Raw genomic sequence first — 23,048 nt, forward strand, 5'->3', positions numbered from 1 at the left:
GACTTCGAGCGCTTCTTCAGCTGCGTTCAAGCGCCGTCGTCACGGGCGATTTGGGCGGCTTCGTTTCGTTGCCCTCCATCAACGGCTGCAATACGGGTGCAAGCGACTTCAGCAATTGCACGGACATCGCGCTCGTAAAATCGTAGCGCGCCGCATAAGGCTCATGGACATATGCCGTCAAGGTGCCATAGAAGTGGTCGCCGATCATGAACACAAAGGTCGCGCTGCGATTGACCTTGCGTGATTCGATCAGGCGTCCGCCCTTCGCATAGACGCCGAAACGCTGATCCCCAGTACCGGTCTTGCCATACACAGGCAAAGTCTTGCCGTCGGGGAAAGTCATGCCGTCCGCAAGCCGCTTGGCCGTACCGCCTTGCACCACGTCGTTCAACAAGCCGTGCACCACGTTGACGATCTGCGGCGACAACTGCGCCTGCGGCGGAGTCGCCGCGCGAACGAAATGCGTTTCGTAGGGCGTGTCTCTGGCGAAATCGAGTTGCGTGATGCTCTCGGTAGGCACCTTGTTGCCACCGTTGGAGATCACGCCAATCAGTTGCGCAAGCGCGGCCGGCCGGTCACCCGACGCGCCAATGGCCGCCGCATACGAAGGCGTCAGATTCGCAAACGGATAGCCGAGCGCCTGCCACGACTTGCCGATCGCATCGTAGGCGCGCAGCTCGATCATGCGTTTGATGCGGCGATCCTGGGTTGCGTGATAGCGCGTTTTGTAGAGCCACGCATAGCTCGTCGCGCGCACGTCGCGGCTGGCATTCTGAATCTGATCGAGCGTGGTATCCGGATGCGCCAGCAGATAGTTTGCAGTCCACAGTTCCAGCGGATGCACACTGGCAATATAGCCACGGTCGTTCAGATTGAAACGGTCGATGGCGTACTTCGCATAGAGAGTCGCGAAGTCATCGTCGCTAAGCCATTGCGCGGGCGTGCCCTTCAGGGCGGCGCGCATCTGTACGTTAAACCAGGCCTGCGAGCCGTCGGGCGCGACGCTGCGCAACACCGTCGCAATCTTCGGTGGCGACTTGCGCACGCTGTGCAACATCACGGCGAGCGCCTCGTCACGCGTCTTGCCGTGGTATTTCAGGTAAAAGCGCTTTTCGTAGACCCGGCTTTCCTGATCGGCAAAGCGGTCAAGATACTTTTTTCGCGCAACCGGATCACCCAGCCATTCGGTGGACGGCCCGGACGTCTGGATCATTTCGTAGTGGACGATGTCCCGCATCAGGCGTACGAACACCAGATTCACCGAGTGCTGGAACGCGCGATGCACGGTCAGAATGCGGCCGTTGTCGTCAGACTCGAAATTGGTGAAAGTCTGCGCGCCGCCGCCCGTGAAGAACGTTTCACCTGCGCTGGCGGAATATTTGCGCTCGACTGCGGCGTCGAGCATCGATTGCAACGATCGGTCCTGCGTATGCGACAGATAATCGATCGCCCAGCGCGTCAGGCCATCGCTCGGATCGGGTTGTACCTGCTTGAGCTCCGCCACGCTCATCGAGCCGTAGCGTTCGTGCAGATCCGAGACGATCTGCAGATACGTGATGATGGTGCGCAGCTTGGCCGTCGAGCCCAGATTGAGGCGCGCGCCCTGATTGATATCGAAGGGCTGGTTGACGCTATCCGTTTGCACGCGCACAAGATTCGCGCCGTCGCGCCGCTCGTAAAGCGTCAAGCTATAGGCGATCTTCGACGGGTCATCGCCGGGGCGCAGCATTTCATAGCCAAACAGCCCCGCCGCCTGCGCACCGTCCTTGGTCGTCGCGCGGGCGAGCCGCTCGCTCACCGCCTGCTGGACCGCGTTGTTGAGCGTGCCGGTGGCCTGCAGATCGAGCCGGTCGAGTTCATAAAAGCTCTTCACGCCAAGCGCCGCGAGCAAGCGCGTGCGCATGGAAGTCACCGCTTTGCGGCTGACGAACGATTCGTCTGCCGGCTGCAGCGGCGTCGTGTGATGCAGATCGAGTTGCGCCGTCAACGCGGCATCGCGCAACGACGTGGAAATCACACCACCCGTTGCCAGCAGCCGGAGATAGCTGTCGGTCATCTTTTGCAAATCGGCGTAACCGCGATGCAGGAAAAACGACGGCGCGCGCTGCGCAATCATCAACGACAACACTTGCCTGAAGGCCAGTGCGCGCTCGTCGAGGTTGTCGTCGGTGGGCGGCTGCCTGAGGATCGCATTGATTTCGGCGAAGTCGCGTCCGTACCAGGCGGCGAGACCATCGCCCATGCCGTTGATTTCGCCGACACCCGGTTGCGCCGAGAGCGGCACCGAATTCAGATACTGCACGACGATTTCGCGCCGCGCCGGCATGGTCTGCGGTCCGTTCAGATAAGCACGCACCGAAGCCGAAGCGATCTGCCGCAGTTTCTCCGGCGGCGAAGACGTGCGCCCGTCCGGTGAATGGCGGAATTTTTCGATCTGCGTCGCAAGCGTGCTGCCGCCCGGCTGCGACTGATGCTGGTTGAACACGCGCACGCCCTGGTCGAGCAGCGCGCGGCCGAAACGTCCCCAGTCGATAGCCGGATTACGGTTCGGCTGATTCGCATCCAGTAACTCGCGATCCTCGATAAACAGCAGCGAATTGACGACGAGCGGCGGAACTTCGTCGAAACCGCCGTAAATGCGATGCGGATAGCTGGCGTCATACAACGACGTGCCGGTTCCATCGAACAGTTGCAGCCCCGCCTGATCTTTCTCCTGATACGGCAGAAAGAGGCCCTGATCCGCGAGCGAGAGCATGCGCTCGGTGTCGCGCGCTTGTGAAGCGACGGCGAAACCATGCTCCGTCAGCCGTTTCTCGAACGACGGCAGCAACGCATAACCAAGCCGCTCGTCGTACGGGCCATTCGCGGGAAAACGGATACTGGGGCTTGCCCCATTTGAGAGCGTGAAATCGACGTCGCGCGTCAGCTCCGACAGATAGCGCGCCTGCAGGCGGGAGGTTTCGATTTCGATCTGGCAAAGCCTTGCCAGGATGGCCAGCGCCACCAGAAAAGCGGCGAGCAGGGTCCATTTGAACCACTTCCAGACGGAAGTACCGCCGGTCGTGCGAAGCGGAAACCGAACGAGGGGCCGATTCATGGCGGCGTCTCCTTCGCAGGTGCCAGACTGCAGAAATGGCGCACATCCTGTTCAGTTTAGCGCGCTTCACAAAAATCGAAATGGTCCGGATTTACCCGACAGTCTCGCGCCAACAACACCGCGCAACGAGGCGTGGCGGCGCCGCGGGCGGCGTGCGATATTCATGGTTTCCGCTCGCGCAACAGCCGGATGAATTGTTCCGCGGGCGGCGACAACACCCCGCCCTTGCGCGACACAATCCCGAAGGTTTGCGATTGCGATTTGAGCTTCACCGGCAAAATCCGCAACAGCTTGTGCTTCGCAAACAGCTCGGCAATACCGGTCGGTAAAACCGACGCCAGATCCGCTCCCTGCTGCAGCAATGCCACCGTCACGAACGTCGACGCCGTCGAAATCGGGCTGACCGGCATGCTCATGCCCGCCAGATCCATTTCGCGCTCCAGCAGCGCGTGCAGCGGCATATGGCTCGGATACGTCACCCAGCGGTGGCCGGCCAGATCGCGCAGCGTGAGCGCCTTGCGCGACATAGGCGGATGGCCGCTGCCCACCACCACCGAAAGCGGTTCGTCGCCCAGCGGCTGATAAAGATATCTGGCCGGATCCGGGCTCACCGCGGCGCGCCCGATCACCAGATCGAGGCCGCCTTCGTCCAGTTGCAGCAAGAGCCGCGCGCTCGTGTCTTCAGTGATTTCAATGGCCAGATTCGGCTGGCTTGCATGCAGATGATTGATCACCGGCACCACCACATCCGGAATCGCGCCCATGATGGCGCCAATTGCCAGACGCCCGCCGCGCCCCGAACGGATTTCCGCAATGTCCTGGCAAAGCGAGGTCAGATCCGTCGCGAGCAGCCGCGCGTAGCGAATCACGCAATGGCCGAACTGATTCGGGATCATGCCGCTTTTGGAGCGCTCGAACAGCGGCGCCTCGAACATCGACTCCAGTTCCTGCAGCACCTTGCTCGCCGCCGATTGTGTCATTGCCATGACGCCGGCGGCTTTGTGGAGCGACTTCTGATCGTCGAGCGCGATCAGCAATTGCAACTGCTTCATGCGCAGGCGCGACAGCAGCACATCGAGGGTATTTTTCACGTGAGTCGTAAAAGTGATCACAAGATGGAAACTTTTCACTATACAGGGCTGAACGGCTCGCCGTATAGTCAGCTCCGGAGACGATCAACCGCGCCGCCGGGGCGCGCCAGTCCGCGGCGAGCCACACAGAAAGAAGGATTCGACATGTCAACCAGCCAAGCCCCCTATCGCGGTGTCTTTCCGGTCATCCCGACCATCTTCGACGACGCCGGACGCCTCGACCTCGAAGGCCAGAAGCGCTGCATCGATTTCATGATCGACGCGGGCTCCAACGGTCTGTGCGCCCTCGCGAATTTTTCGGAGCAGTTCACGCTTTCGGATGACGAACGCAGCATCCTGATGCGCCTCGTGCTGGAACACGTCGCGGGCCGCGTGCCGGTGATTGTCACCACCACGCATTACAGTTCGCACGTTTGCGCCGAGCGCAGCCGTGCTGCACAGGATGCCGGCGCTGCGATGGTCATGATCATGCCGCCGTATCACGGCGCGACGATCCGCGCGAGCGAACGCGGCATCTACGAGTTCTATAACAAGGTATCCGACGCGATCGACATTCCGGTCATGATCCAGGATGCGCCGGTCGCAGGCACGCCGTTGTCGGCGCCGTTCCTCGCGCGGATGGCGCGTGAGCTGAAAAATGTGTCGTACTTCAAGATTGAAACGCCGCAAGCCGCGAACAAGCTGCGCGAGTTGATCGAGCTGGGCGGCGAGTCGGTTGTCGGTCCGTGGGACGGCGAAGAAGCAATCACGCTCATGGCCGATCTGGATGCGGGCGCAACCGGTTCGATGACGGGCGGCGGCTACGCGGACGGCATCCACCTGATCGTCGACGCCTACGCGGCGGGCGACAAGGAATTGGCCGCCGCTCACTATCAGCGCTGGCTGCCGCTGATCAACTACGAAAACCGCCAGGGCGGCCTCGCTTCGTGCAAGGCGCTAATGAAGGAAGGCGGCGTGATCGCTTGTGAAGCGGTGCGCCATCCGCAACAGCAGATGCATCCTGCAACGCGTGCCGGCCTGCTGACCATTGCGCGGCGGCTCGACCCGCTCGTGCTGCGCTGGGGCAAATAAGGCCGCGCGCTCAGTACGTCCAGTACGCCCAGTGCGTCCAACGCATCCAGCGCGTCCAGCAGGTCACGCGGTCTGAAGCAATCACCAGGCGGGCGGCGCATTCGCGCCGCCCGCACATTTTTCAAGGAATCCATTTCATGCAGATGTCCGGCAATCTATTGATCGGTCAACGCGCGGTGCGCGGCAGCCACGGCCAAATCAAGGCGGTCAACCCCGCCACCGGCAGCGAGCTCGAACCTACCTTCGGCGGCGCCAGCGCGGCGCAACTGGACGAAGCCTGCGCGCTCGCCGCGCAGGCTTTCGACGTCTATCGCGAGACCTCGCTCGAAGCACGCGCCGCGTTTCTTGAAGCGATTGCGCAGAACATTCTCGATCTCGGCGACACGCTGGTCGAGCGCTGCGTCGCCGAAAGCGGCTTGCCGCGCGCGCGCATCGAAGGCGAGCGTGGGCGCACGGTCGGCCAGTTGCGGCTGTTTGCTGCGGTCGTGCGCGAAGGCGATTTTCTCGGCGTGCGCATCGACCCGGCCATGCCGGAGCGCCAGCCGCTGCCGCGCGTCGATCTGCGTCTGCGCCACATCGCGCTCGGACCGGTTGCGGTGTTCGGCGCGAGCAATTTTCCGCTGGCGTTTTCGGTCGCCGGCGGCGATACGGCGTCGGCGCTGGCGGCCGGCTGTCCCGTGATCGTCAAGGCCCACCCGGCGCATCCGGGCACCTCGGAACTGGTGGGGCTCGCCGTGCAAAAAGCCGTGCGCGACTGCGCGATGCCGGAAGGCACCTTCTCGTTGCTGTTCGATAGCGGCCTCGAAACCGGTCAGGGACTCGTCGCCGATGCGCGCATCAAGGCGGTCGGCTTCACGGGCTCGCGACGCGGCGGCACGGCCTTGATGAACCTCGCGGCGGCGCGGCGCGAACCGATTCCGGTCTACGCGGAAATGAGCAGCATCAACCCGGTGCTGCTGTTTCCGCACGCGCTCGCGGCGCGAGCCGAAGCGATCGGCAAAGCGTTTGCCGGCTCGCTCACGCTGGGCGCGGGCCAGTTCTGTACGAACCCTGGCCTGATTCTCGCCGTCGACGGTCCCGAGCTCGAACGCTTCATCGCGGCAGCCAGTGCGGCCTTGTCGGATGCGCAAGCGGCCACCATGCTCACGCCTGGCATTCATGCGGCATATGAAGCGGGTGTTGCACGCATGGCCACTCAGGCTGACGTCGCAACCGCGGCGCGCGGCGCCACTGGCACGCTCAACCAGGGGCGCGCTGCGCTCTTCACGACCACGGCTGAGGCGTTCAGCCGGAATCCCGCGTTGCATGAGGAAATCTTCGGTGCGGCATCGCTGATCGTGCGATGCGCAAATCTTGCGGCGATGCGCGATCTGCTCGACACACTGGAGGGACAACTGACGATCGCGCTGCACCTGGACGATGCCGATCACGCCGACGCCCAAGGCTTTCTGCCGGCACTGGAACGCCGGGCTGGACGGATTCTCGTCAACGGCTTCGGTACCGGCGTCGAAGTGGGACATGCGATGGTGCATGGCGGTCCGCATCCGGCCACCTCGGATGGCCGTTCGACCTCGGTGGGCAGTCTGGCGATCAACCGTTTCCTGCGGCCGGTCAGCTATCAGGATGTGCCCGATGCCTTGCTGCCTGAGGCATTGAAGACGTCCAATCCGCTCAAGCTCAACCGGCGTCTCGACGGCAAGCTGCAGCTCGGCCGCTAAGCGTACTGCCAAGCGTATTGAATAACCGCCCACTCCGGCCAGGGTAGTTGCGATGTTCCGCCCACTGCCCTGGCCTCCCCACAGAATGGGACCGCCCTGACGTTACTTCACTACGTGATCGCCGGACATTTGCTATCCGGTCCGGCGTGGCGCTGCTCGCGGCGCTGTCTGAATCTGAAGCCGCATTGCAGCACTGGTCTACCGCACTTACCCCACCCCTTCCTTCGCTACGCTCAGCCCCTTTGACGATCGACGGCTGCGCTCGCAAGGCTGCCTACCTCCCCTATACGCAACAAGGCGAAAAACGGATGCGGCGAATCGCTAAAAAACCGGATAGGACCTCTAGCGGAAATTGAGTAACATAGCCCCGCATGCCATCACTCACATGTCCATGACCGCGAACCTTCGAGAATTGACGCCGGAAACGCTCGCCGAGCTCCTCGAACGCGTTGCGAAAGAGGACGCCGCGGCACTGCGCGAGCTGTATGAACTCGCCGCCCCGAAACTGTTTGGCCTTGCGCTCCGTATATTGAGTAAGCATGAGTGGGCGGAAGAGGTCTTGCAGGATAGCTTCGTCAATATCTGGCGCTACGCGGCCGACTATCGGCGCGGCTTGTCGGCGCCCATGACGTGGATGTCCGCGATCGTACGCAACCGTGCGCTCGACCACCTGCGGCGGGTCAACACGCAGGAAACAGAATGGAGTGATGCGTTGGACGATCTGGTGGCAAGCGGGGATCCCGATCCGGAGGCACTCCTGGCCGTGAGCACGCAGGCACGGCTGCTGGACGGGTGCATGCAGCAACTGGAACCGGCCCAGCGACAGGCGGTGGCCCTTGCCTATCTGCGTGACCAGAGCCACAGCGAGATTGCCGAAACGCTCACGGTGCCGCTCGGCACGGTGAAGTCGTGGATCCGGCGTGGCCTTGCCAGGCTCAAAGCTTGCCTCGGAGGTGCATGATGAATCTGCACCGCTACCCTCAACTGCTGGATCTGCTCGCTGCCGAATATGCACTCGGCACCTTGCGCGGCGGCGCGCGGCGCCGGCTGCAACTCTACGCGGAACGCGACGTGGTGATCCGCCGCTCATTGGAAGAATGGCAAACCCGGCTCGAACCGATGGCCGAACTCGTGCCGGCGCGGATGCCGTCGCCGGCCGTATGGGACGCCATCGAACGGCGTCTTGGCATCGCCGCCGCACGCGGCGCTGCGCCTCGCGCGGCCCTCGAAGCGCCGCGCCCCACCCGCAGCTGGTTCGACAACCTCGCGTTCTGGCGCGGCTGGGCCATCGGCGTCACCGTGCTGGCAGCCATGGCGGTGGTGGTCGCGGTGCGCTCGCTCTTGCCGTTCGGCGCCACCTCGCCGCCGCCTTCGCAAACGGTCGCGCAACAGCCCGAGGCCGAGGTCTCGCACGTGGCCGTGCTGAACAACAAGGATGCGCAACCGGTCCTGCTGGTCGCGTGGGACGAAGCGCATTCGACCATGACCCTTCACCGGCTCGCCGAGGTCGGCTTGCCTGCCGGCAAGGCGATGGAATTGTGGGGCATTCCGGCGAGCGGCCATCCGGTTTCGCTTGGCATCATGCCCGCTAGCGGCAACGGCAAGGTGCCGGCGGGACAGCAGCGGCCGGAAAATTACGCGGCACTGGCGATCTCGATTGAAGCACCCGGCGGCTCGCCCAATCCGAATGGCCCGACCGGTCCGGTTGTCTTTAGCGGCAAACTTTTGCCGGTGTCCTGAACGTTTCCCGTTACGCAAGCGCCGGCTTTAACAGCAGGCGCCCTGGCCTCCCGCTCTCATGCAAAGCTTTTACGAAGCCACCGTGGTTCGCTCTGAACGGCCACACCTGACCGGCCGGCGCGCGGCGGATGTGTGTATCGTCGGCGGCGGACTGGCGGGTCTGTCGACGGCGCTGGGTCTGGTCGAGCGCGGCGTGCGCGACTTGGTCGTGCTCGAAGCGCAGCAAGTGGGCTTTGGTGCATCCGGGCGCAATGGCGGTTTTGTGTTCGGCGGCTATAGCCTCGACTGCGCAGACCTGCTGAAGATTCTCGGAGCGCGGCGCGCTCGCGAACTCTATACGCTGACCACGGATGCCGTCGATCTGATGCGCCAGCGTATCGAACGCTATTCGATTGCCTGCGACGCGACCCACGCCGGCGTGATCCTCGCGAACTGGTTCGACGAACCGGCGCGGCTCGACGCGCAGCGCCGGCTCATGCGGGAATCGTTCGGCGTCGATTGGGAACCGCTTTCGGCTTCCGCGCTCGCCGCCCAGTTGAAGACCGAGCGCTATCACGGCGGACTCCTCGAACGCAACGCGTTCCATTTTCATCCGCTGAAATATGTGCTGGGCGTCGCCGCCGCCGTCGAAGCCGCGGGCGCGCAGATCTACGAGCAATCGCCTGTTGTACGGTTGCAGTCGTACGGCAGCGGGTTCCTGGTCGCAACCGCCGGGGGCGCCGTCGAAGCACGGCACGTGGTGCTGGCGGGCGGCGGCTATGCGCGCAACGTGTACCGCCAGGTCGAACGCGCGGTGCTGCCCATCGCCACCTACGTGATGGCGACGGAGCCGCTCGGTGCGCGCCTGAAAGAGGCCATCGGCACCGCGGCGGCCGTCTACGACACGCGCTTTGCCTTCGACTACTACCGCCCGCTGCCCGACACGCGCATTCTGTGGGGCGGACGCATCTCCGTGCTCAACCGTGAACCGCAGGCCATCGCGCGGCTATTGCGGCGCGATCTGCTCAAGGTTTATCCGCAACTTCACGATGTGCGGATCGAACACGCGTGGGGCGGCCTGATGAGCTACGCGCGTCACAAGATGCCGCAAATCGGCCAGAGCGCCGAGGGCGTCTGGTATGCGGTCGGCTTCGGCGGTCACGGCATGGCGCCCACCACCGTGTCCGGCGAACTGCTGGCCGCCGCGATCGCCGGCGAGCGCCCGGTGCCAGAGGCGTTCGCCACCTTCGGCCTGACGCATACATTCGGCACGTTCGGTCTCGCTGCCGCGCAGTTGACCTACTCCACGATGCAGGCCCGCGACGCGCTCGCGACGCGCCGCCGCAGGTCCTCCTGAGCTGGCGCAATAGCCCTTCTGACAGGCCGCTCGCGGCTTGCCGGCAGCCCACGAACGGTGAATTTCGCCATGCTAGAATGCCCCGTCATCGCCGCTGAAATACACAATGAAAAAGGGAAGCAAGGTCGCCGTACCCGATAACACCGGCATCCCGTCCGAAGGTCGGCGCAGCGACGCCGGCCGTAACGACGCTCGCCGCAAGTACGATCCCGAAGAGACGAAGCGCAATATCCTCGAAGTCGCCACCCAGGAATTCTCCGCAATGGGGCTGACCGGTGCGCGCGTGGACGCGATCGCCGAGCGGACCAATACCACCAAACGCATGCTGTATTACTACTTCGAAAGCAAGGAAGGCTTGTATCAAGCCGTGCTGGAGAAGGTCTACGGCGACATTCGCGCGCTCGAACAGGATCTGCACGTCACTGAGCTCGATCCGGTTGAAGGCATGCGCAAGCTGGTCGAATTCACGTTCGACTATCACGACCGGCATCGCGACTTCGTGCGTCTGATTACGATCGAGAACATCCACAACGCGAAGTTCGTCGAGCAGTTGAAGACGTTCAAGAGCAGCAACGCCAGCGCGATTCATACCATTGAAGATCTGCTCGCGCGCGGCATCGCCTCCGGGCAGTTTCGCAGTGACGTCGATGCGATCGACCTGCACCTGTTGATCAGTTCGATGTGCTTTCACCGGATCGGCAATCGCCATACCTTTGGCACGGCCTTCGGTCGCGATCCCTCGCATCCGCGTCTGCGCGCGCGGCACCGCGCGATGATCGTCGACGCGGTGATGCGCTTTCTGCGCAAGGAAGACTGAGCGGCGACAAACCAGACGAAGGGCTGACCGGCTAGTGAACCGCTAGCCAGTCAGCCCTTTGTCTTTGGGATGTCGCGCCCTTGAGGCTTTACGCCAGGGCAGTGTCTAGTCGGTCAGGACGATCCGCTTGATGTCGCCGACAATAAAGATGTACGACAGCGCGCCGATCAGCGCGATCACGCCAATGAATACCAGCGCGCCGACGAACGAGCCGGTCGCCGCCACGATAAAACCCACCACGAGCGGCGTAATGATGCCGGCCAGATTCGCGGCGAAGTTGAAGATGCCGCCCGTCACGCCGAGCAGTCCGTCCGGCGCGATGTCCGACACGAGCGTCCAGCCCAACGCCGCCATGCCCTGCGCGAAAAACGCCACCGACAGAATCACGATCACCACGACATTGCTTTGCACGTAGTTCGCCAGGATGATGGTCGAGGCGAGCAGCAGGCCGGCGATGATCGGCAGCTTGCGCGCCACGTTCGGCGATTTGCCGCGCCGCAGGAGCCAGTCGGAAAACATGCCGCCGAACATCACGCCGATCGACGCCGCGATAAACGGCATGATCGCGAAGAAGCCGATCTTGAGCCAGCCCATATGACGCTCAGTGGCGAGATAGGTGGGGAACCACGTGAGGAAGAACACCAGCGTCGAGTTGCCCGCGAACTGGCCGAGGCAGATGCCGCTGAGTTGCCGATGCTTGAGCAGCCGTCCGATGGTTTTCCATTCGAAGCCGCTCGGCTCGCTCTCGCCCGCGTCCTTCTTGCGATGCGTAAGGCCCCCGCCCGCTTCGATGTATTCGAGTTCCGCCGCGTTGGCCGCCGGATGATCGCGCGGTTCACGATAACCGAACCACCAGATCACTGCGAACACGAGACCCACCGCACCCACGACATAAAACAGCGAACGCCAGCCGAACATGCCCATCAATGCAAACAGGAACGGACTGAAGAACGCGAGGCCGACGTATTCGCCGACCGTGTAGGTGCCCGTCGCCATGGCCCGTTCGCTTTGCGGAAACCACGTGGCGACCACGCGGCTATTGGTCGGAAAGCACGGCGACTCCGCGACGCCCAGACCCAGGCGAAACGCGAACAATGGCGCAATGCCGTGCACCAGACCTTGAGCGAGCGTGCAGAGCGACCAGAACGTCATCGACAGAAAATAGGTCAGCTTGCTGCCGAAGCGGTCGAGAAACAGACCGCCCGGAATCTGCGACGCGACGTAGCTCCACGAGAACACCGAGAACAACAGCCCCATCAGCGCGGCGTTGATGCCGAGTTCCCTGGTCAACTGCGGCGCCGCGATGCCGAGCACCGTGCGGTCCATATAGTTGATCATGGTGCCGACGGCGAGCAACCCGAGGATGCGATAGCGCGCGTTCGAGCGGCGCACGCCGACGCCTGCTGCATTCAATGAGGACGCCGTCGTTTCCGGAATCTCGGAGTGGGACGGATGGATCGGTTGCGGCATGGTTGTCTCCTACCTCTGTCTTATCGGCTTGACTGCAGGGCGCTGCGTTTAGCGTTGCAGCAACGACTGGAAGTGCGCAAACATCCGTTCGGCATCCGGTTCGAGTCCGGTGAATATACGGAAGGCATCGACCGCCTGATACACCGCCATGCCGCCGCCGCTCAGCGTGCGGCATCCCACTGCTTCAGCGGCTTGCAACAAGGCGGTGCGGATCGGGAAGTACACGATGTCGGCCACCCACAGATCGCGGTGCAGCAGTTCGGCCGGCAGCGGCAGACCGGGCAGCTTGGCCATGCCGGTGGGTGTAGCGTGGATCAGGCCATTGGCTTGTGCGACAGCGTCCGCAAGCGATTCCCCTGCGCGCACCGTGGCCGCGGCAAAGCGCTGCTGCAATTCGTCGGCGAGGATGCGCGCGCGGGAGGCGTCCACGTCGAACAGCGTGAGCGTTCTCGTGCCCATCATCAGCGCCGCATGGGCGACCGCTGCGCCGGCGCCGCCCGCACCGAGCTGCACGACACGCTCCAGCGACACGTCCGGCAAGCCGCGTTTGAAGGCCCGCGCGAAGCCGGACCAGTCGGTGTTGTGGCCAATGCGCTTGCCGTCCTTCAACAGCACCGTGTTCACCGCGCCCAATGCGTGCGCGTCTTCGGACAGTTCATCGAGTAGCGGAATGATTTGCTGCTTGGCCGGATACGTCACGTTCAATCCGTTGAAGCCCATGCGCTCCGCGGCAACCAGAATCTCGGGCAACGCGCTGACGTCGAGCCTGAGTGCCTCCAGATCGATGCGACGATAGACATAGTGCAGTCCGAGCCGGCTCCCCTCTTCCTCATGCATCGAAGGTGTCAGCGAACCGCCGATGCCGGAGCCGATCAGCCCGACGAGAAACGACTTCGATTGATCCGGCATGCTCATTTTGCTTTCCTCGTCTTCAGGATGGTCGCCATGCGTTCCAGCGCGAGCACATACCCTTGCGTGCCGCAGCCAATGATGATCGCCTCGGCCACCGGCGACACAAACGAGTGATGACGAAACGCCTCGCGTCGATGCACGTTCGAGATATGCACTTCGATCACCGGCTTTTCGATCGCACTCAGCGCGTCCGCAATCGCCACTGAAGTATGCGTATAAGCGGCCGGATTGATGACGACCCCGTCCACTTTCGTGCGCGCGGCGTGCAGCCAGTCGATCAGTTGATGCTCGGCATTCGACTGGCAGAAATCGAGCGACAGGTCGAGCCGCTCTGCTGCATCACGGCACATGCGCGCGACATCGTCGAGCGTTTCAGAGCCGTAGATGGCGGGCTCGCGCGTACCGAGCAGATTGAGATTGGGTCCGTTCAGGACCAGCACCGACGCAAAACTCATGACGACCACTCCAGAAAAGATCTCGTTCAGGATGGGTAGCCGGCACAGCCACGCCTCCTCACAGTGATCCCACTATGCGCCTGATCGCGGCGTCAGTCATCTGGGGTTTATGCTAATTTGTACGATCTAGTTAGTTTGTATAGAATCACCATAAATCGAGCTAATGTGGCGCATAGTGTCCAGTAGCCGGATGCCGTCTGGTAACGGGATGGTTCATTCCTGTCTCGCGGCCCGAGTTCGCACAACCACTCTGCTGACGAACTTCAGCCGGTGTTGCGCCGTCTTACCGCCCCTATTCCCCGCTTCGCAGGAGCCGTCCATGCAACGTTCCATTGCCACCGTATCGATTAGCGGAACACTTGTAGAAAAGCTGACCGCGATTCGCGCAGCGGAGTTCGACGGTGTCGAGATCTTCGAAAACGACCTGCTCTACTTCGACGGCTCACCCGCCGACGTGCGCCGCATCGCCGCCGATCTCGGCCTGAAGATCATGCTGTTCCAGCCGTTCCGCGACTTCGAAGGCGTGAGCGCCGAGCGGCTCGCGCGCAATCTCGACCGCGTGAAGCGCAAGTTCGATCTGATGCATGAACTGGGCACCGATCGCATCCTCGTCTGCAGCAATGTGTCGCCGGACACGATCCGCGACGACGCGCTGATCATCGATCAACTGGGCGCACTCGCCGGGGCCGCCGCCGAAGCGGGCGTGCTGGCCGGTTACGAGGCGCTCGCATGGGGACGGCACGTCAATTCGTACCGGCATGCGTGGCGGCTGGTGAATGCGGTGAACCATCCGAACCTCGGCATCGTGCTGGACAGTTTTCATACGCTGTCCATCAACGATCCGGTCGAAGAAATCGCCGCCATTCCGGGCGAGCGGATCACCTTCGTGCAGATCGCGGACGCGCCGAAGCTGGCAATGGATGTCCTCGAATGGAGCCGTCACTATCGTTGCTTCCCGGGCCAGGGCGACTTCGACCTCGCGAATTTCACCGCACGGGTGATGGAAACCGGCTACCAGGGACCGCTTTCGCTAGAAATCTTCAACGACGGTTTTCGCGCCGCGCCGACTGCCGCGACTGCGGCCGACGGGCATCGCTCGCTGCTGTTTCTGGAGGAGCAGACGCGCACCCGGCTGAATCAACAGGGACAACCCGCCCCGGAGCTGTTTCAGCCGTCGCCGGCGCCCGCGCATATCGGCTTCCAGTTCCTCGAATTCGCCGTCGACGACGCCGCGCGCCGTCAACTCGCCGACTGGCTCGGCAAGCTCGGCTTTTATCGGGCCGGACGGCATCGTTCCAAAGACGTCACGCTGTATCAGCACGGCGCGGCCTCCATCGTGCTGAACGCCGAAGCCGATTCGTTCGCGAGCGCCTTCTTCCAGCAGCATGGACTGTCGCTGTGCGCATCCGCGCTGCGCGTCGACGACGCCGCGCTCGCCTTCGAACGCGCGGCGGCCTTCGGCTATGCGCCGTTTTCCGGCCAGATTGGGCCGAACGAGCGCGTGCTGCCGGCTGTCCGCGCACCGGACGGCAGCCTGAACTACTTCGTCGATGAACTGCCCGACGAGCCGACGCTGTTCGAAGCCGATTTCATCCTGAACGGCCACGACAAGCCAGCCGGGGAGCCGCTGCTCAGCGAGATCGACCATGTGGTGTTGTCGCTGCCTGCGGACTCGCTCGACACCTGGGTGCTGTTTTTCCGCACCGCATTCGGCTTCGAAGCAGAACCGGGTTTCCTCGTGCCGGACCCGTACGGGCTGGTACGCAGCCGGGCGCTGCGCAGCCGCGACGGTTCCGTGCGGATTGCGCTAAATGCCTCGGTCGACCGCCATACCGCCGTCGCCGAAGCGCTGCACACATATCGCGGCTCCGGTCTGAATCACGTGGCGTTTCGCACCGGCGACATCTTCCAGGCCATTCCGCAATTCATGACGAAGGGCCTGCCGCTGCTGCGTATTCCCCGCAACTACTACGAAGACCTCGCGGCCCGCTATGGGTTGCCTGACGACGTGATCGAGGCGTTGTCCACTCGCAACATCCTGTACGACCGCGATGAACACGGCGGCGAATTTTTTCACGCCTACACCGAACAACTGGATCAGCGCTTCTTCCTCGAAATCGTCGAACGGCGCGGCGGCTATGACGGCTACGGCGCAGGCAACGCCGCGGTCCGGCTGGCTGCCCAGGCACAACACCGTAAGCAGGATGTCAATTAGTCGTTTACATTGTTTGACAAGTAGTCGTAGTTTCTGAAATATTGTTTGACAACGTAGTGAAGAAGTAAAGAAAACCATAAAGAGCCGGGGTCGATCCCGGCCGACTCGAGATTCACCCGGCGATCTATTCGACAACGATGGAGACAACAGATGCACAAGCCCCACAGCACACTCAAAAAACTCGCCTTCACGGCGAGCGCCACGCTCCTCGCGAGCCCGGCGTTCGCGCAAAGCAGCGTCACGCTTTACGGGGTCGTGGATGACGCGTTCGTCTACGCGAACAACCAGAAGGGCAGCTCGAACGTGTATCTGCGCCAGGGCAACCTGTACGCGTCGAAGTGGGGCCTGCGCGGGGTCGAGGACATTGGCGGGGGCACCAGCGTCATCTTCGATCTGCAGAACGGTTTCGATCTGAATACGGGCGCGCTGTCGTCGTCCACACAGATCTTCAACCGGCAGGCGTACATCGGCCTGCAGAATCTGGCCTACGGTACGTTCATGATGGGCCGCCAGTACACGCCGTACTATCTGTACGTCGGGCCGCTTGCGTCGAGCAACTGGCTGACTGGCGCAACCGGCGCGCATCCGGGCGATATCGACGGCCTGGATACCACGATCCGCATCAACAACGCGCTCGCCTACAACACGCCGAACTGGAACGGCCTGCAGGCAGGCGGCATGTATGCGTTCGGCGGCATTGCGGGCAGCACCGGTAAAGGCCAGACCATCAGCGCGGCGCTGCGTTACGCGACCGGTCCGGTACTTCTCGCCGCCGCCTATCTGCGCATGGATAACGCGCAGCAGACCAGCGGTTTCGATCCGGCCTCCACGGGCAGCTTCGGCACGTCGGCGCTCAATGCCGGCTATGTGTCCGCGAAGGCGCTGCAGCACATTGCCGCCGCCGCCGACTACACGATCGGCAACCTGATGCTGGGCCTCAACTACTCCAACGTTCAATATGTGTCCGGCAGCCATTCGATCTTCCGCGACACCGCCGTCTTCAATACCTACGCAGCGCTCGCCACCTACCGTTTCACGCCGGCTTTCGACATGGCCGGCGCGTTCTCGTACACGCTGGCCTCGCAGGCGAACGGCATCGACAATGCAGCGCGCTATCAGCAGTACTCGCTGAAAGAGTCGTACCACCTGTCGAAGCGCACCACGCTGTACGCGCTGCAGGCGTATCAGCACGCCAACGGTCAGACGCTGAACGCGAAGGCCGCGATTGTCGAAGCGGCGCCGGCGGTCGGCGATTCGCAGAATTCGACGCCGTCGTCAACCAATAATCAGTTCGTCGGCATGCTCGGCTTCGCGGTCGCTTTCTAGGGACGTCCGGGGGCGAAGTCCGGCATCGATATAATGAAGGCTGAACCGCAGTGCGCCCCGCGCGCGAACCGCGTGCGGCGGCGACTGAAACCGCCTGGAGACATATGAAGAAGTTCGCCCTGGTTGTATCTGTATCCGCGCCCCTATTTCTCAGCGCTTGCGCTTACTTTCAAAGCACTCACAACCCGGATGCGGGCGAAGCCGTCATCGACGGCACCACCCAGCGTCCCGTCAACGACGTGATCTCCTGCATGACGCAGGAAGCCGCCAAACACAAGGCCAGTTTCAAGACCACGCCGCTGCCCGAGGGCCAGATGCTCGATTTCGGCGACTCGAACATCGTCAAGGTGCGCGCGGACAATGGCGCCACCACCTACCGTTTCTACGCCGGCAAGCGCCATGTCGACAATATGTGGATTGAAGGCGCCAGCAAGACCTGCGCACCGTGACGCCGGCGTGACAGCGTCGCCGGTAACGGCCGCCGGGACAAAAGGGTTACGTTCTGTTTCACCGGGCCCAGTCTTAAGAATCGTTTAAGACTTCGGCCCCATGATCCACCACACAAAGAAAACGCCGGAGGTGGAAATGATGAATAGAGCAGAACGAAACACGAACGACGCGGCAGCGCCGGCCAAAAAGACCATGCTGCGCCGGCTGTTGAGCCATCACGAACTGGCAACGCTGCTGCTGTTGCTGCACGCGCCCATCGACGCATTCGCCAAGCCGGAAATTCCAATGCTGCACGAAGCCGGTCTGGTGGAAACGGTCTCGACCGAAGCCGGCCAGCCGAGCATCCGTCTGACGCCGGAAGGCAATGCCGTCTTGCGCGGGCTGGGCATCAGGTAAGCGAAATGTGAACCTTACGCCTGCCAGACAGCGTAACCGGCTTCACGCAGTCCGATTGCCAGTTCCACTTCCATGTCCCGCGCTCCGTCGTAAGGCATCGGATTGAACACGTCATACAACTCCGGCATCAAATGTAATCCGTAGTCGCGCACGAAGCGGTTGGCCTGAATGTCGGCCTTATGCCGGTCGAAGCGCAGGTCCGGATCCAGTCCTGTCATCCCCACATACACGCACGGCTTGTCGAACCGGTAATCCGGATTCGCGCGGCGAAAGCGCGCCTCGTTCCATACTGTGTCGGACAACGCGACGACATAAACGTAATAGTGATGACGCGGACGGCGGCCCATGTGCTGCGAGCGATCAGCTGTGCGCGGTTCCATGCAGCAGCATGCGGTACTCCGTGGGCGTGATGCCGACGGTCGCCTTGAATTGCCGCGTGAAGGCGCTGTGGTCCGTATAGCCGCACAACGCGGCCACATCGGTCACCTTGTCGTGCGACACCAGCAACGCAGTGGCGGCATCCAGCCGTGTCTTGAGCAGCACCTGACGCGGCGTCAGATGGAACACCTTGTGAAAATAGCGCTCGAGCTGCGCGACTGACATATCCGCCATTGCCGCCAGTTGCTTCAGGTTGAGCGGCTGCACGTAGTTGTCCTGGATGTATTGCACGACCGTGGCAAGCCGGCTATAGGCGGGATGACTGCCCTCGTCCGCTTTCAGATCACGCGAAATACCGGCGAGCCCCACCATTTGCCCCGCCGGATCGCGCAGCGGCTGCTTGCAGGTGAGACACCAGCCCGGCTGCCGGCCGGGATAGAGATGCAGTTCCAGTTGATCGACCATCTGGTTGCCGACGCGGATGATGGCCTTGTCCTGCGCGGTATAGATGCGGCCGAAGCGGCGCGGGAACACATCTTCGGCAGTCTTGCCGAGCAGCGCTGTCTTGTCCTTGTAGCCGCAGCGTGAAGCGAGCGTGCGATTCACCAGCGCGTAGCGCGCCTGGGTGTCCTTGACGAAGAAGACGACGTCCGGCATTGCGTCGAAGACCGGCTCCAGCAGCGTGAAATGCGAGAGCATGCCGCTTAAGGCGGTGTCGGCCGGGTCGAGCGGGTGAGCCAGCGTGTTCATCTTGCGTGTCCCGTGCATCCGATGCAGTGGTCTTGTGCGCTCGATTATAGGGCCGCGGGCTGCGCGGCAAAAAATCAGCCGGGCCTCGCCGTGGACGTATTGCGGGGCTCATTCCGGCTGCTCCGCTTCCTGCACGGAAGCTGCCATCATCAGCGTACCGATTTGCGCCGGCTGAAACGGCGGACGCGGCTGCGCCATCGGCCAGCCGAACCAGGTGCCGGCCGCTGTGCCGCAAATACGTCCCTGGCATGCGCCCATGCCGCAACGCGTGTGCAGCTTGGCATCGCGCCAGTCGCCGTGGACGCGCACCTCGCCGAGCGTGACGTCTTCGCAACGGCACAGCAGCGTGTCGTCCGAAGGTAGCGCGCGGGCGGCATCGCCCAGGCTGAAAGCGCTCTCCACGCGTTGAGCGAAGTGTCGCCAGCGCGCACGCTGTGCCTGTTGTGTGCGCAACGTCCGCAGATCTTGCGTGACCCCGCTAGCCGTCCAGCCTGCTATTTCTCCTTCGATGCGCGCCAGCTCCATCCCGCCGATACCCGTGCACTCGCCGGCCGCGAGCACGCCGTCTACCGACGTGCGCTGCGCGTCATCCACCGTGACCGCCCCGTTCTCGCTGATCGCGCAGCCGAACGCTTGCGCCAGCGTGAGGTTCGGCACCAGACCATAGCCGCAGGCAATGCGATCGCATGGCAACGTCACAGTCCGAGCGCCGCGCGCGATGGATACTGCTTCGACGCGGCCAGCACCACGCGCCTCGCGCACCACGCTGCTGGTCCAGTAGTGCAAGCCGGCGAAACCGCGCGTCAGGCGCGCGGCCTGAAGCAGCTTCGATGGCGTGCTCACGAGCGATGCAGCAAAGCGCGTCACCGCGAATGCCGACGCCTGCTCGACGACCGCCACGACCTGAGCGCCCGCCGCCCGCGCAGTCGCGAGCGCGGCCAGTAATAACGGACCGCTGCCGGCAATCACAATGCGCTCGTCGCGCACCGGCGTACCGCCTTTGATCAACGCTTGCAGACCACCGGCACCGGTCACGCCGGGTAGCGTCCAGCCGGTGAACGGCAACAGGCGCTCGCGTGCGCCGGTTGCGAGAATCAACTGGTCGTAGCTGAGCTGGAAGCCGCCGTGCCCGGAAGACTCGAGCAGCAAGCCGCGCCCGCTCAACGGCGCGATCACCCGCACTGACGACCACAGTGTCACGTTGTGTGCAGTTCGCAGCGCCTCGTGGAGATCGCACAGCGGTGCAGGTGGTGCGTGCCCGGGGCCATGACGCCAAACCTGGCCGCCCACGCGCGGGTTGTCGTCCAGCACCGCAATCCGCTTGCCCGCTTGCGCCGCCGCACGCGCGGCATGCAAACCGGCCGGCCCCGCGCCGACCACGACGACGTCATAGTGTTCGCCGATCATGGCGCTGTCGTCTGAATGGTCTGACCGTCGTGGCACAGCGTCTGGCATGCAAGCACATGAGCGCGTCCGTCGATCGTCACGCGGCATTCCTGGCAGACGCCCATGCCGCACAATGCGGTGCGCGACTCGCCGCTCACCGACGTGCGGGTGCCGCCCAGGCCGTGCATCGCCAGGGCGGCCGCCACGGTCGTGCCGGCTCGAACCTCCACGCTGCGGCCATCCACGATGACGTGGATCAGGGCACTCGCGCCGCGACTAGACATGGCAGATTCCCTGCGTAAAACGTTGCGGCAAATAAGGCGTTAGCGGGATGGGCGCGGGCTCCGCGACGATCTGCGCGGCAAGCAGTTTCGCCGTGGCCAGCGACGTGGTGACGCCCAGCCCTTCGTGACCCACGGCGACCCAGACACCTGGTGTCGCCGCGTCATCGAGACGGCCGATCAACGGCAAGCCATCCGGCGACGCCGCGCGAAAGCCGGTCCAGGCGCGAATCCCGTTGAGCGCCGGTAAAGCGGGCAGATAGCGCGCGGCCCGCTGCAACATGTGCGCCAGCACGGGCATCTCGACCGTTGGATCGGTCGTGACGAACTGGCGCGACGAGCCGATCAGCAGCTGGCCGGTTGGCCTCGGCTGCGCGTTGAACGCCACGGAAGTGCCCGTCGCATGATGCGCGCTCTTGATATAGCCCAGTTCGAGCAGTTGATGCCGGATCATCCCGGGATAGCGATCCGTAATCAGCAGATGACCCTTCTTCGGCTGCAACGGCAAAGACGGCACGAGCTGATGCGCGCCGAGACCGTTCGCCACGATCACATGCGCTGCGCTGACACGCTCGCCGTTTGCGAGCGTCACGCCATGGGCCGCGACGCTTCGAACCTCCATGCCGAGCCGCAAGCGTATGCTCGATGCCGCAGGCGATTGCGCGAGCAACCATTCGGCGACGCCCGGCGCGTAGACAATGCTGTCGTGTTCGATCCGCAAGCCGCCCGCCATGTCTGGCGCTAGTGCGGGTTCGCAGGACCGCAACGCGGCGCGATCGAGCCATTGCGCGGCAATACCTCGCGCAGCAAATGCGGCCTGCATGGCGAGTGCCGCATCGCACTCCTCGGTGTCGGTGGCGACCCACAGCGTGCCGCAACGCGCGAAGGCGTCGCGCGCGCGCAGTTGCGGCGCGAGTGCGAGCCACAGGTCGCGCGAATACGCGCTCAGCGCGAACTCGGCGGGCGAGTCGTTCATCACGACGATGTGCCCCATGCCCGCAGCCGTCGCGCCGCCGCCGATCCCGTGCGCGTCCACCACCTCGACCCGCATGCCGCGCGCGGCCAGTTCGGCCGCACACGCCGCGCCGACAATGCCCGCACCCACGATGACTGCATCCGCCGTCATGCCGTGCGCAAGCCCCATGCGAAGGGATCGCGCTCGTCGAAGCACAAGCGTCCTTCGGCCATGATGTGCGCGTGACCGGTGATGGTCGGCACCACGGTTCCAGCGTCGCCGCGTTGATAGGACGCTTCGAACACGCTGCCGATAATGCTCTCCTGCCGCCAGAGTTCGCCTTGCGCGAGTTTGCCGTCGGCGGCAAGGCACGCCACTTTGGCGCTCGTACCGGTGCCGCACGGTGATCGGTCATAGGCGTTGCCCGGACACAGCACGAAACTGCGGCTGTCGATGCCTTCGCGCGAGCCTGGCGCAAACAGTTCGATATGGTCGATCAGCGCGCCGTCCGCACCGGTGATCTGCTGCGCGATCAATGCGTCGCGGATCGCGCCGGCAAACTCGGTCAGCGGCGCGATCTGCGCCGGCTCGAGCGTGCGGCCGTGATCCGCGACAAGGAAAAACCAGTTGCCGCCCCACGCGATATCGCCGGTCAGAGAACCGTAACCGGGTACATCGACGCGCACCGCCTTGCGATAGCGATAAGACGGCACGTTGCGCACGGAGACACTGCCGTCCGGGTTGAGCGTGGCCTCGACGTTGCCGACCGGCGTCTCGATCCGATGCTGTCCCGGCCCGATGCGCCCCATATGGGCAAGCGACACCATCAGGCCGATCGTGCCGTGCCCGCACATGCCCAGATAGCCGACGTTGTTGAAGAAGATCACACCTGCCGCGGCCTGCGGATCGTCGGGCTCGCACAGAAGCGCGCCGACCACGACGTCCGAGCCGCGCGGCTCCGTGACGATGCCCGCGCGCCAGTCGTCGAAGCGCGTGCGAAACACTTCGAGGCGCTCGGCCAGCGTGCCGCTGCCGAGCTCCGGGCCACCGGACACAACCAGACGGGTCGGTTCACCGCCGGTGTGCGAATCAATCACGTTGAGGGTTTTCATGACGTCATGTTAGAAACGCCGTCCCCAGGCGTCTTGACGGGGTTACGCGCGGATTGTGACGATTTCGGCATAGCAGTGGTTGTCCGTCCGCT

General features: G+C 63.5%; 21 protein-coding genes. 10 read left to right on the top strand and 11 right to left on the bottom strand.

Going from position 1 to position 23,048, the window contains the following annotated elements; genetic code table 11:
• Nucleotides 1–16: 16 nt before the first annotated feature.
• Nucleotides 17–3,097: a transglycosylase domain-containing protein gene (locus tag VGH41_RS07930; protein WP_331596819.1), complete on the bottom strand. Its 3,081-nt coding sequence runs from the start codon at nt 3,095–3,097 to the stop codon at nt 17–19.
• A gap of 161 nt (nt 3,098–3,258) precedes the next feature.
• Nucleotides 3,259–4,188: a LysR family transcriptional regulator gene (locus VGH41_RS07935; RefSeq protein WP_331596820.1), complete on the bottom strand. Its 930-nt coding sequence runs from the start codon at nt 4,186–4,188 to the stop codon at nt 3,259–3,261.
• Between the two features lie 144 nt (nt 4,189–4,332).
• Here VGH41_RS07935 and VGH41_RS07940 point away from each other — a divergent pair, with 144 nt between their 5' ends.
• The 6 genes from VGH41_RS07940 to VGH41_RS07965 all read left to right on the top strand — a co-directional run bounded on the left by VGH41_RS07940 (nt 4,333) and on the right by VGH41_RS07965 (nt 10,870).
• Nucleotides 4,333–5,259, top strand: coding sequence for a dihydrodipicolinate synthase family protein (locus VGH41_RS07940; RefSeq protein WP_331596821.1), 927 nt, complete (start codon nt 4,333–4,335; stop codon nt 5,257–5,259).
• 137 nt (nt 5,260–5,396) lie between these two features.
• Nucleotides 5,397–6,977, top strand: coding sequence for an aldehyde dehydrogenase (NADP(+)) (locus VGH41_RS07945; protein WP_331596822.1), 1,581 nt, complete (start codon nt 5,397–5,399; stop codon nt 6,975–6,977).
• A gap of 391 nt (nt 6,978–7,368) precedes the next feature.
• Nucleotides 7,369–7,938 (top strand): RNA polymerase sigma factor, encoded by a 570-nt coding sequence (locus VGH41_RS07950; RefSeq protein WP_331596823.1) that lies wholly within the window; start codon nt 7,369–7,371, stop codon nt 7,936–7,938.
• Nucleotides 7,935–8,717: an anti-sigma factor gene (locus tag VGH41_RS07955; protein ID WP_331596824.1), complete on the top strand. Its 783-nt coding sequence runs from the start codon at nt 7,935–7,937 to the stop codon at nt 8,715–8,717. Before VGH41_RS07950 ends, VGH41_RS07955 begins: the two co-directional genes overlap by 4 nt.
• A gap of 58 nt (nt 8,718–8,775) precedes the next feature.
• On the top strand, nt 8,776–10,053 hold the full coding sequence (locus VGH41_RS07960) for an FAD-binding oxidoreductase (RefSeq protein WP_331596825.1): 1,278 nt from the start codon (nt 8,776–8,778) through the stop codon (nt 10,051–10,053).
• Between the two features lie 106 nt (nt 10,054–10,159).
• Entirely contained in the window at nt 10,160–10,870 is a 711-nt protein-coding gene (locus VGH41_RS07965; protein ID WP_331596826.1) for a TetR family transcriptional regulator, read from the top strand.
• Between the two features lie 105 nt (nt 10,871–10,975).
• On the opposite strand, the gene VGH41_RS07970 is transcribed toward VGH41_RS07965, so the two are convergent.
• The 3 genes from VGH41_RS07970 to aroQ are packed head-to-tail and all read right to left on the bottom strand — an operon-like array spanning nt 10,976 to nt 13,707.
• Nucleotides 10,976–12,340: an MFS transporter gene (locus VGH41_RS07970; protein ID WP_331596827.1), complete on the bottom strand. Its 1,365-nt coding sequence runs from the start codon at nt 12,338–12,340 to the stop codon at nt 10,976–10,978.
• Nucleotides 12,341–12,388: 48 nt separating this feature from the next.
• Nucleotides 12,389–13,255 (bottom strand): shikimate dehydrogenase, encoded by an 867-nt coding sequence (locus VGH41_RS07975; RefSeq protein ID WP_331596828.1) that lies wholly within the window; start codon nt 13,253–13,255, stop codon nt 12,389–12,391.
• Complete coding sequence (aroQ, locus tag VGH41_RS07980) at nt 13,252–13,707, bottom strand: type II 3-dehydroquinate dehydratase (protein WP_331596829.1); 456 nt, start codon at nt 13,705–13,707, stop codon at nt 13,252–13,254. The genes VGH41_RS07975 and aroQ overlap by 4 nt, the downstream gene beginning before the upstream one ends.
• Before the next feature lie 319 nt (nt 13,708–14,026).
• On the opposite strand from aroQ, the gene VGH41_RS07985 reads away from it, so the two are divergent.
• The 4 genes from VGH41_RS07985 (at nt 14,027) to VGH41_RS08000 (ending at nt 18,094) form a co-directional block, all read left to right on the top strand.
• Nucleotides 14,027–15,922 (top strand): bifunctional sugar phosphate isomerase/epimerase/4-hydroxyphenylpyruvate dioxygenase family protein, encoded by a 1,896-nt coding sequence (locus tag VGH41_RS07985; protein ID WP_331596830.1) that lies wholly within the window; start codon nt 14,027–14,029, stop codon nt 15,920–15,922.
• A 150-nt stretch (nt 15,923–16,072) separates the two neighbouring features.
• Entirely contained in the window at nt 16,073–17,248 is a 1,176-nt protein-coding gene (locus tag VGH41_RS07990) for a porin (protein WP_331596831.1), read from the top strand.
• A gap of 104 nt (nt 17,249–17,352) precedes the next feature.
• Nucleotides 17,353–17,697, top strand: coding sequence for a hypothetical protein (locus tag VGH41_RS07995; RefSeq protein ID WP_331596832.1), 345 nt, complete (start codon nt 17,353–17,355; stop codon nt 17,695–17,697).
• Between the two features lie 139 nt (nt 17,698–17,836).
• On the top strand, nt 17,837–18,094 hold the full coding sequence (locus VGH41_RS08000) for a hypothetical protein (RefSeq protein ID WP_331596905.1): 258 nt from the start codon (nt 17,837–17,839) through the stop codon (nt 18,092–18,094).
• 14 nt (nt 18,095–18,108) lie between these two features.
• Here the strand turns inward: VGH41_RS08000 and VGH41_RS08005 are convergent, their stop codons facing one another.
• The 6 genes from VGH41_RS08005 to VGH41_RS08030 all read right to left on the bottom strand — a co-directional run bounded on the left by VGH41_RS08005 (nt 18,109) and on the right by VGH41_RS08030 (nt 22,956).
• Nucleotides 18,109–18,441 (bottom strand): hypothetical protein, encoded by a 333-nt coding sequence (locus tag VGH41_RS08005; RefSeq protein ID WP_331596906.1) that lies wholly within the window; start codon nt 18,439–18,441, stop codon nt 18,109–18,111.
• A 13-nt stretch (nt 18,442–18,454) separates the two neighbouring features.
• Nucleotides 18,455–19,222 (bottom strand): AraC family transcriptional regulator, encoded by a 768-nt coding sequence (locus VGH41_RS08010; RefSeq protein ID WP_331596833.1) that lies wholly within the window; start codon nt 19,220–19,222, stop codon nt 18,455–18,457.
• Nucleotides 19,223–19,330: 108 nt separating this feature from the next.
• Nucleotides 19,331–20,626, bottom strand: coding sequence for an FAD-dependent oxidoreductase (locus VGH41_RS08015; protein ID WP_331596907.1), 1,296 nt, complete (start codon nt 20,624–20,626; stop codon nt 19,331–19,333).
• Nucleotides 20,626–20,892: a (2Fe-2S)-binding protein gene (locus tag VGH41_RS08020; RefSeq protein WP_331596834.1), complete on the bottom strand. Its 267-nt coding sequence runs from the start codon at nt 20,890–20,892 to the stop codon at nt 20,626–20,628. Before VGH41_RS08020 ends, VGH41_RS08015 begins: the two co-directional genes overlap by 1 nt.
• The gene (locus tag VGH41_RS08025; protein ID WP_331596908.1) at nt 20,885–22,015 is read right to left on the bottom strand and encodes an FAD-binding oxidoreductase; all 1,131 of its coding nucleotides are present in this window, start codon (nt 22,013–22,015) and stop codon (nt 20,885–20,887) included. The genes VGH41_RS08020 and VGH41_RS08025 overlap by 8 nt, the downstream gene beginning before the upstream one ends.
• A complete protein-coding gene (locus VGH41_RS08030) occupies nt 22,012–22,956 on the bottom strand; it encodes a 4-hydroxyproline epimerase (RefSeq protein WP_331596835.1) in 945 nt (314 codons plus the stop codon). Before VGH41_RS08030 ends, VGH41_RS08025 begins: the two co-directional genes overlap by 4 nt.
• Between the last annotated feature and the right edge of the window lie 92 nt (nt 22,957–23,048).

The sequence above is a fragment of the Paraburkholderia sp. genome (assembly GCF_036488795.1).
In the GTDB taxonomy this organism is placed as follows: Bacteria; Pseudomonadota; Gammaproteobacteria; order Burkholderiales; family Burkholderiaceae; genus Paraburkholderia.

Coding starts and splice junctions, on each gene's coding strand:
- VGH41_RS07930 (WP_331596819.1), bottom strand. CDS start 3,097: ATGAATCGGCCCCTCGTTCGGTTTCCGCTTCGCACGACCGGCGGTACT.
- VGH41_RS07940 (WP_331596821.1), top strand. CDS start 4,333: ATGTCAACCAGCCAAGCCCCCTATCGCGGTGTCTTTCCGGTCATCCCG.
- VGH41_RS07945 (WP_331596822.1), top strand. CDS start 5,397: ATGCAGATGTCCGGCAATCTATTGATCGGTCAACGCGCGGTGCGCGGC.
- VGH41_RS07950 (WP_331596823.1), top strand. CDS start 7,369: ATGACCGCGAACCTTCGAGAATTGACGCCGGAAACGCTCGCCGAGCTC.
- VGH41_RS07955 (WP_331596824.1), top strand. CDS start 7,935: ATGATGAATCTGCACCGCTACCCTCAACTGCTGGATCTGCTCGCTGCC.
- VGH41_RS07960 (WP_331596825.1), top strand. CDS start 8,776: ATGCAAAGCTTTTACGAAGCCACCGTGGTTCGCTCTGAACGGCCACAC.
- VGH41_RS07965 (WP_331596826.1), top strand. CDS start 10,160: ATGAAAAAGGGAAGCAAGGTCGCCGTACCCGATAACACCGGCATCCCG.
- VGH41_RS07970 (WP_331596827.1), bottom strand. CDS start 12,340: ATGCCGCAACCGATCCATCCGTCCCACTCCGAGATTCCGGAAACGACG.
- VGH41_RS07975 (WP_331596828.1), bottom strand. CDS start 13,255: ATGAGCATGCCGGATCAATCGAAGTCGTTTCTCGTCGGGCTGATCGGC.
- aroQ (WP_331596829.1), bottom strand. CDS start 13,707: ATGAGTTTTGCGTCGGTGCTGGTCCTGAACGGACCCAATCTCAATCTG.
- VGH41_RS07985 (WP_331596830.1), top strand. CDS start 14,027: ATGCAACGTTCCATTGCCACCGTATCGATTAGCGGAACACTTGTAGAA.
- VGH41_RS07990 (WP_331596831.1), top strand. CDS start 16,073: ATGCACAAGCCCCACAGCACACTCAAAAAACTCGCCTTCACGGCGAGC.
- VGH41_RS07995 (WP_331596832.1), top strand. CDS start 17,353: ATGAAGAAGTTCGCCCTGGTTGTATCTGTATCCGCGCCCCTATTTCTC.
- VGH41_RS08000 (WP_331596905.1), top strand. CDS start 17,837: ATGAATAGAGCAGAACGAAACACGAACGACGCGGCAGCGCCGGCCAAA.
- VGH41_RS08005 (WP_331596906.1), bottom strand. CDS start 18,441: ATGGGCCGCCGTCCGCGTCATCACTATTACGTTTATGTCGTCGCGTTG.
- VGH41_RS08010 (WP_331596833.1), bottom strand. CDS start 19,222: ATGAACACGCTGGCTCACCCGCTCGACCCGGCCGACACCGCCTTAAGC.
- VGH41_RS08020 (WP_331596834.1), bottom strand. CDS start 20,892: ATGTCTAGTCGCGGCGCGAGTGCCCTGATCCACGTCATCGTGGATGGC.
- VGH41_RS08025 (WP_331596908.1), bottom strand. CDS start 22,015: ATGACGGCGGATGCAGTCATCGTGGGTGCGGGCATTGTCGGCGCGGCG.
- VGH41_RS08030 (WP_331596835.1), bottom strand. CDS start 22,956: ATGAAAACCCTCAACGTGATTGATTCGCACACCGGCGGTGAACCGACC.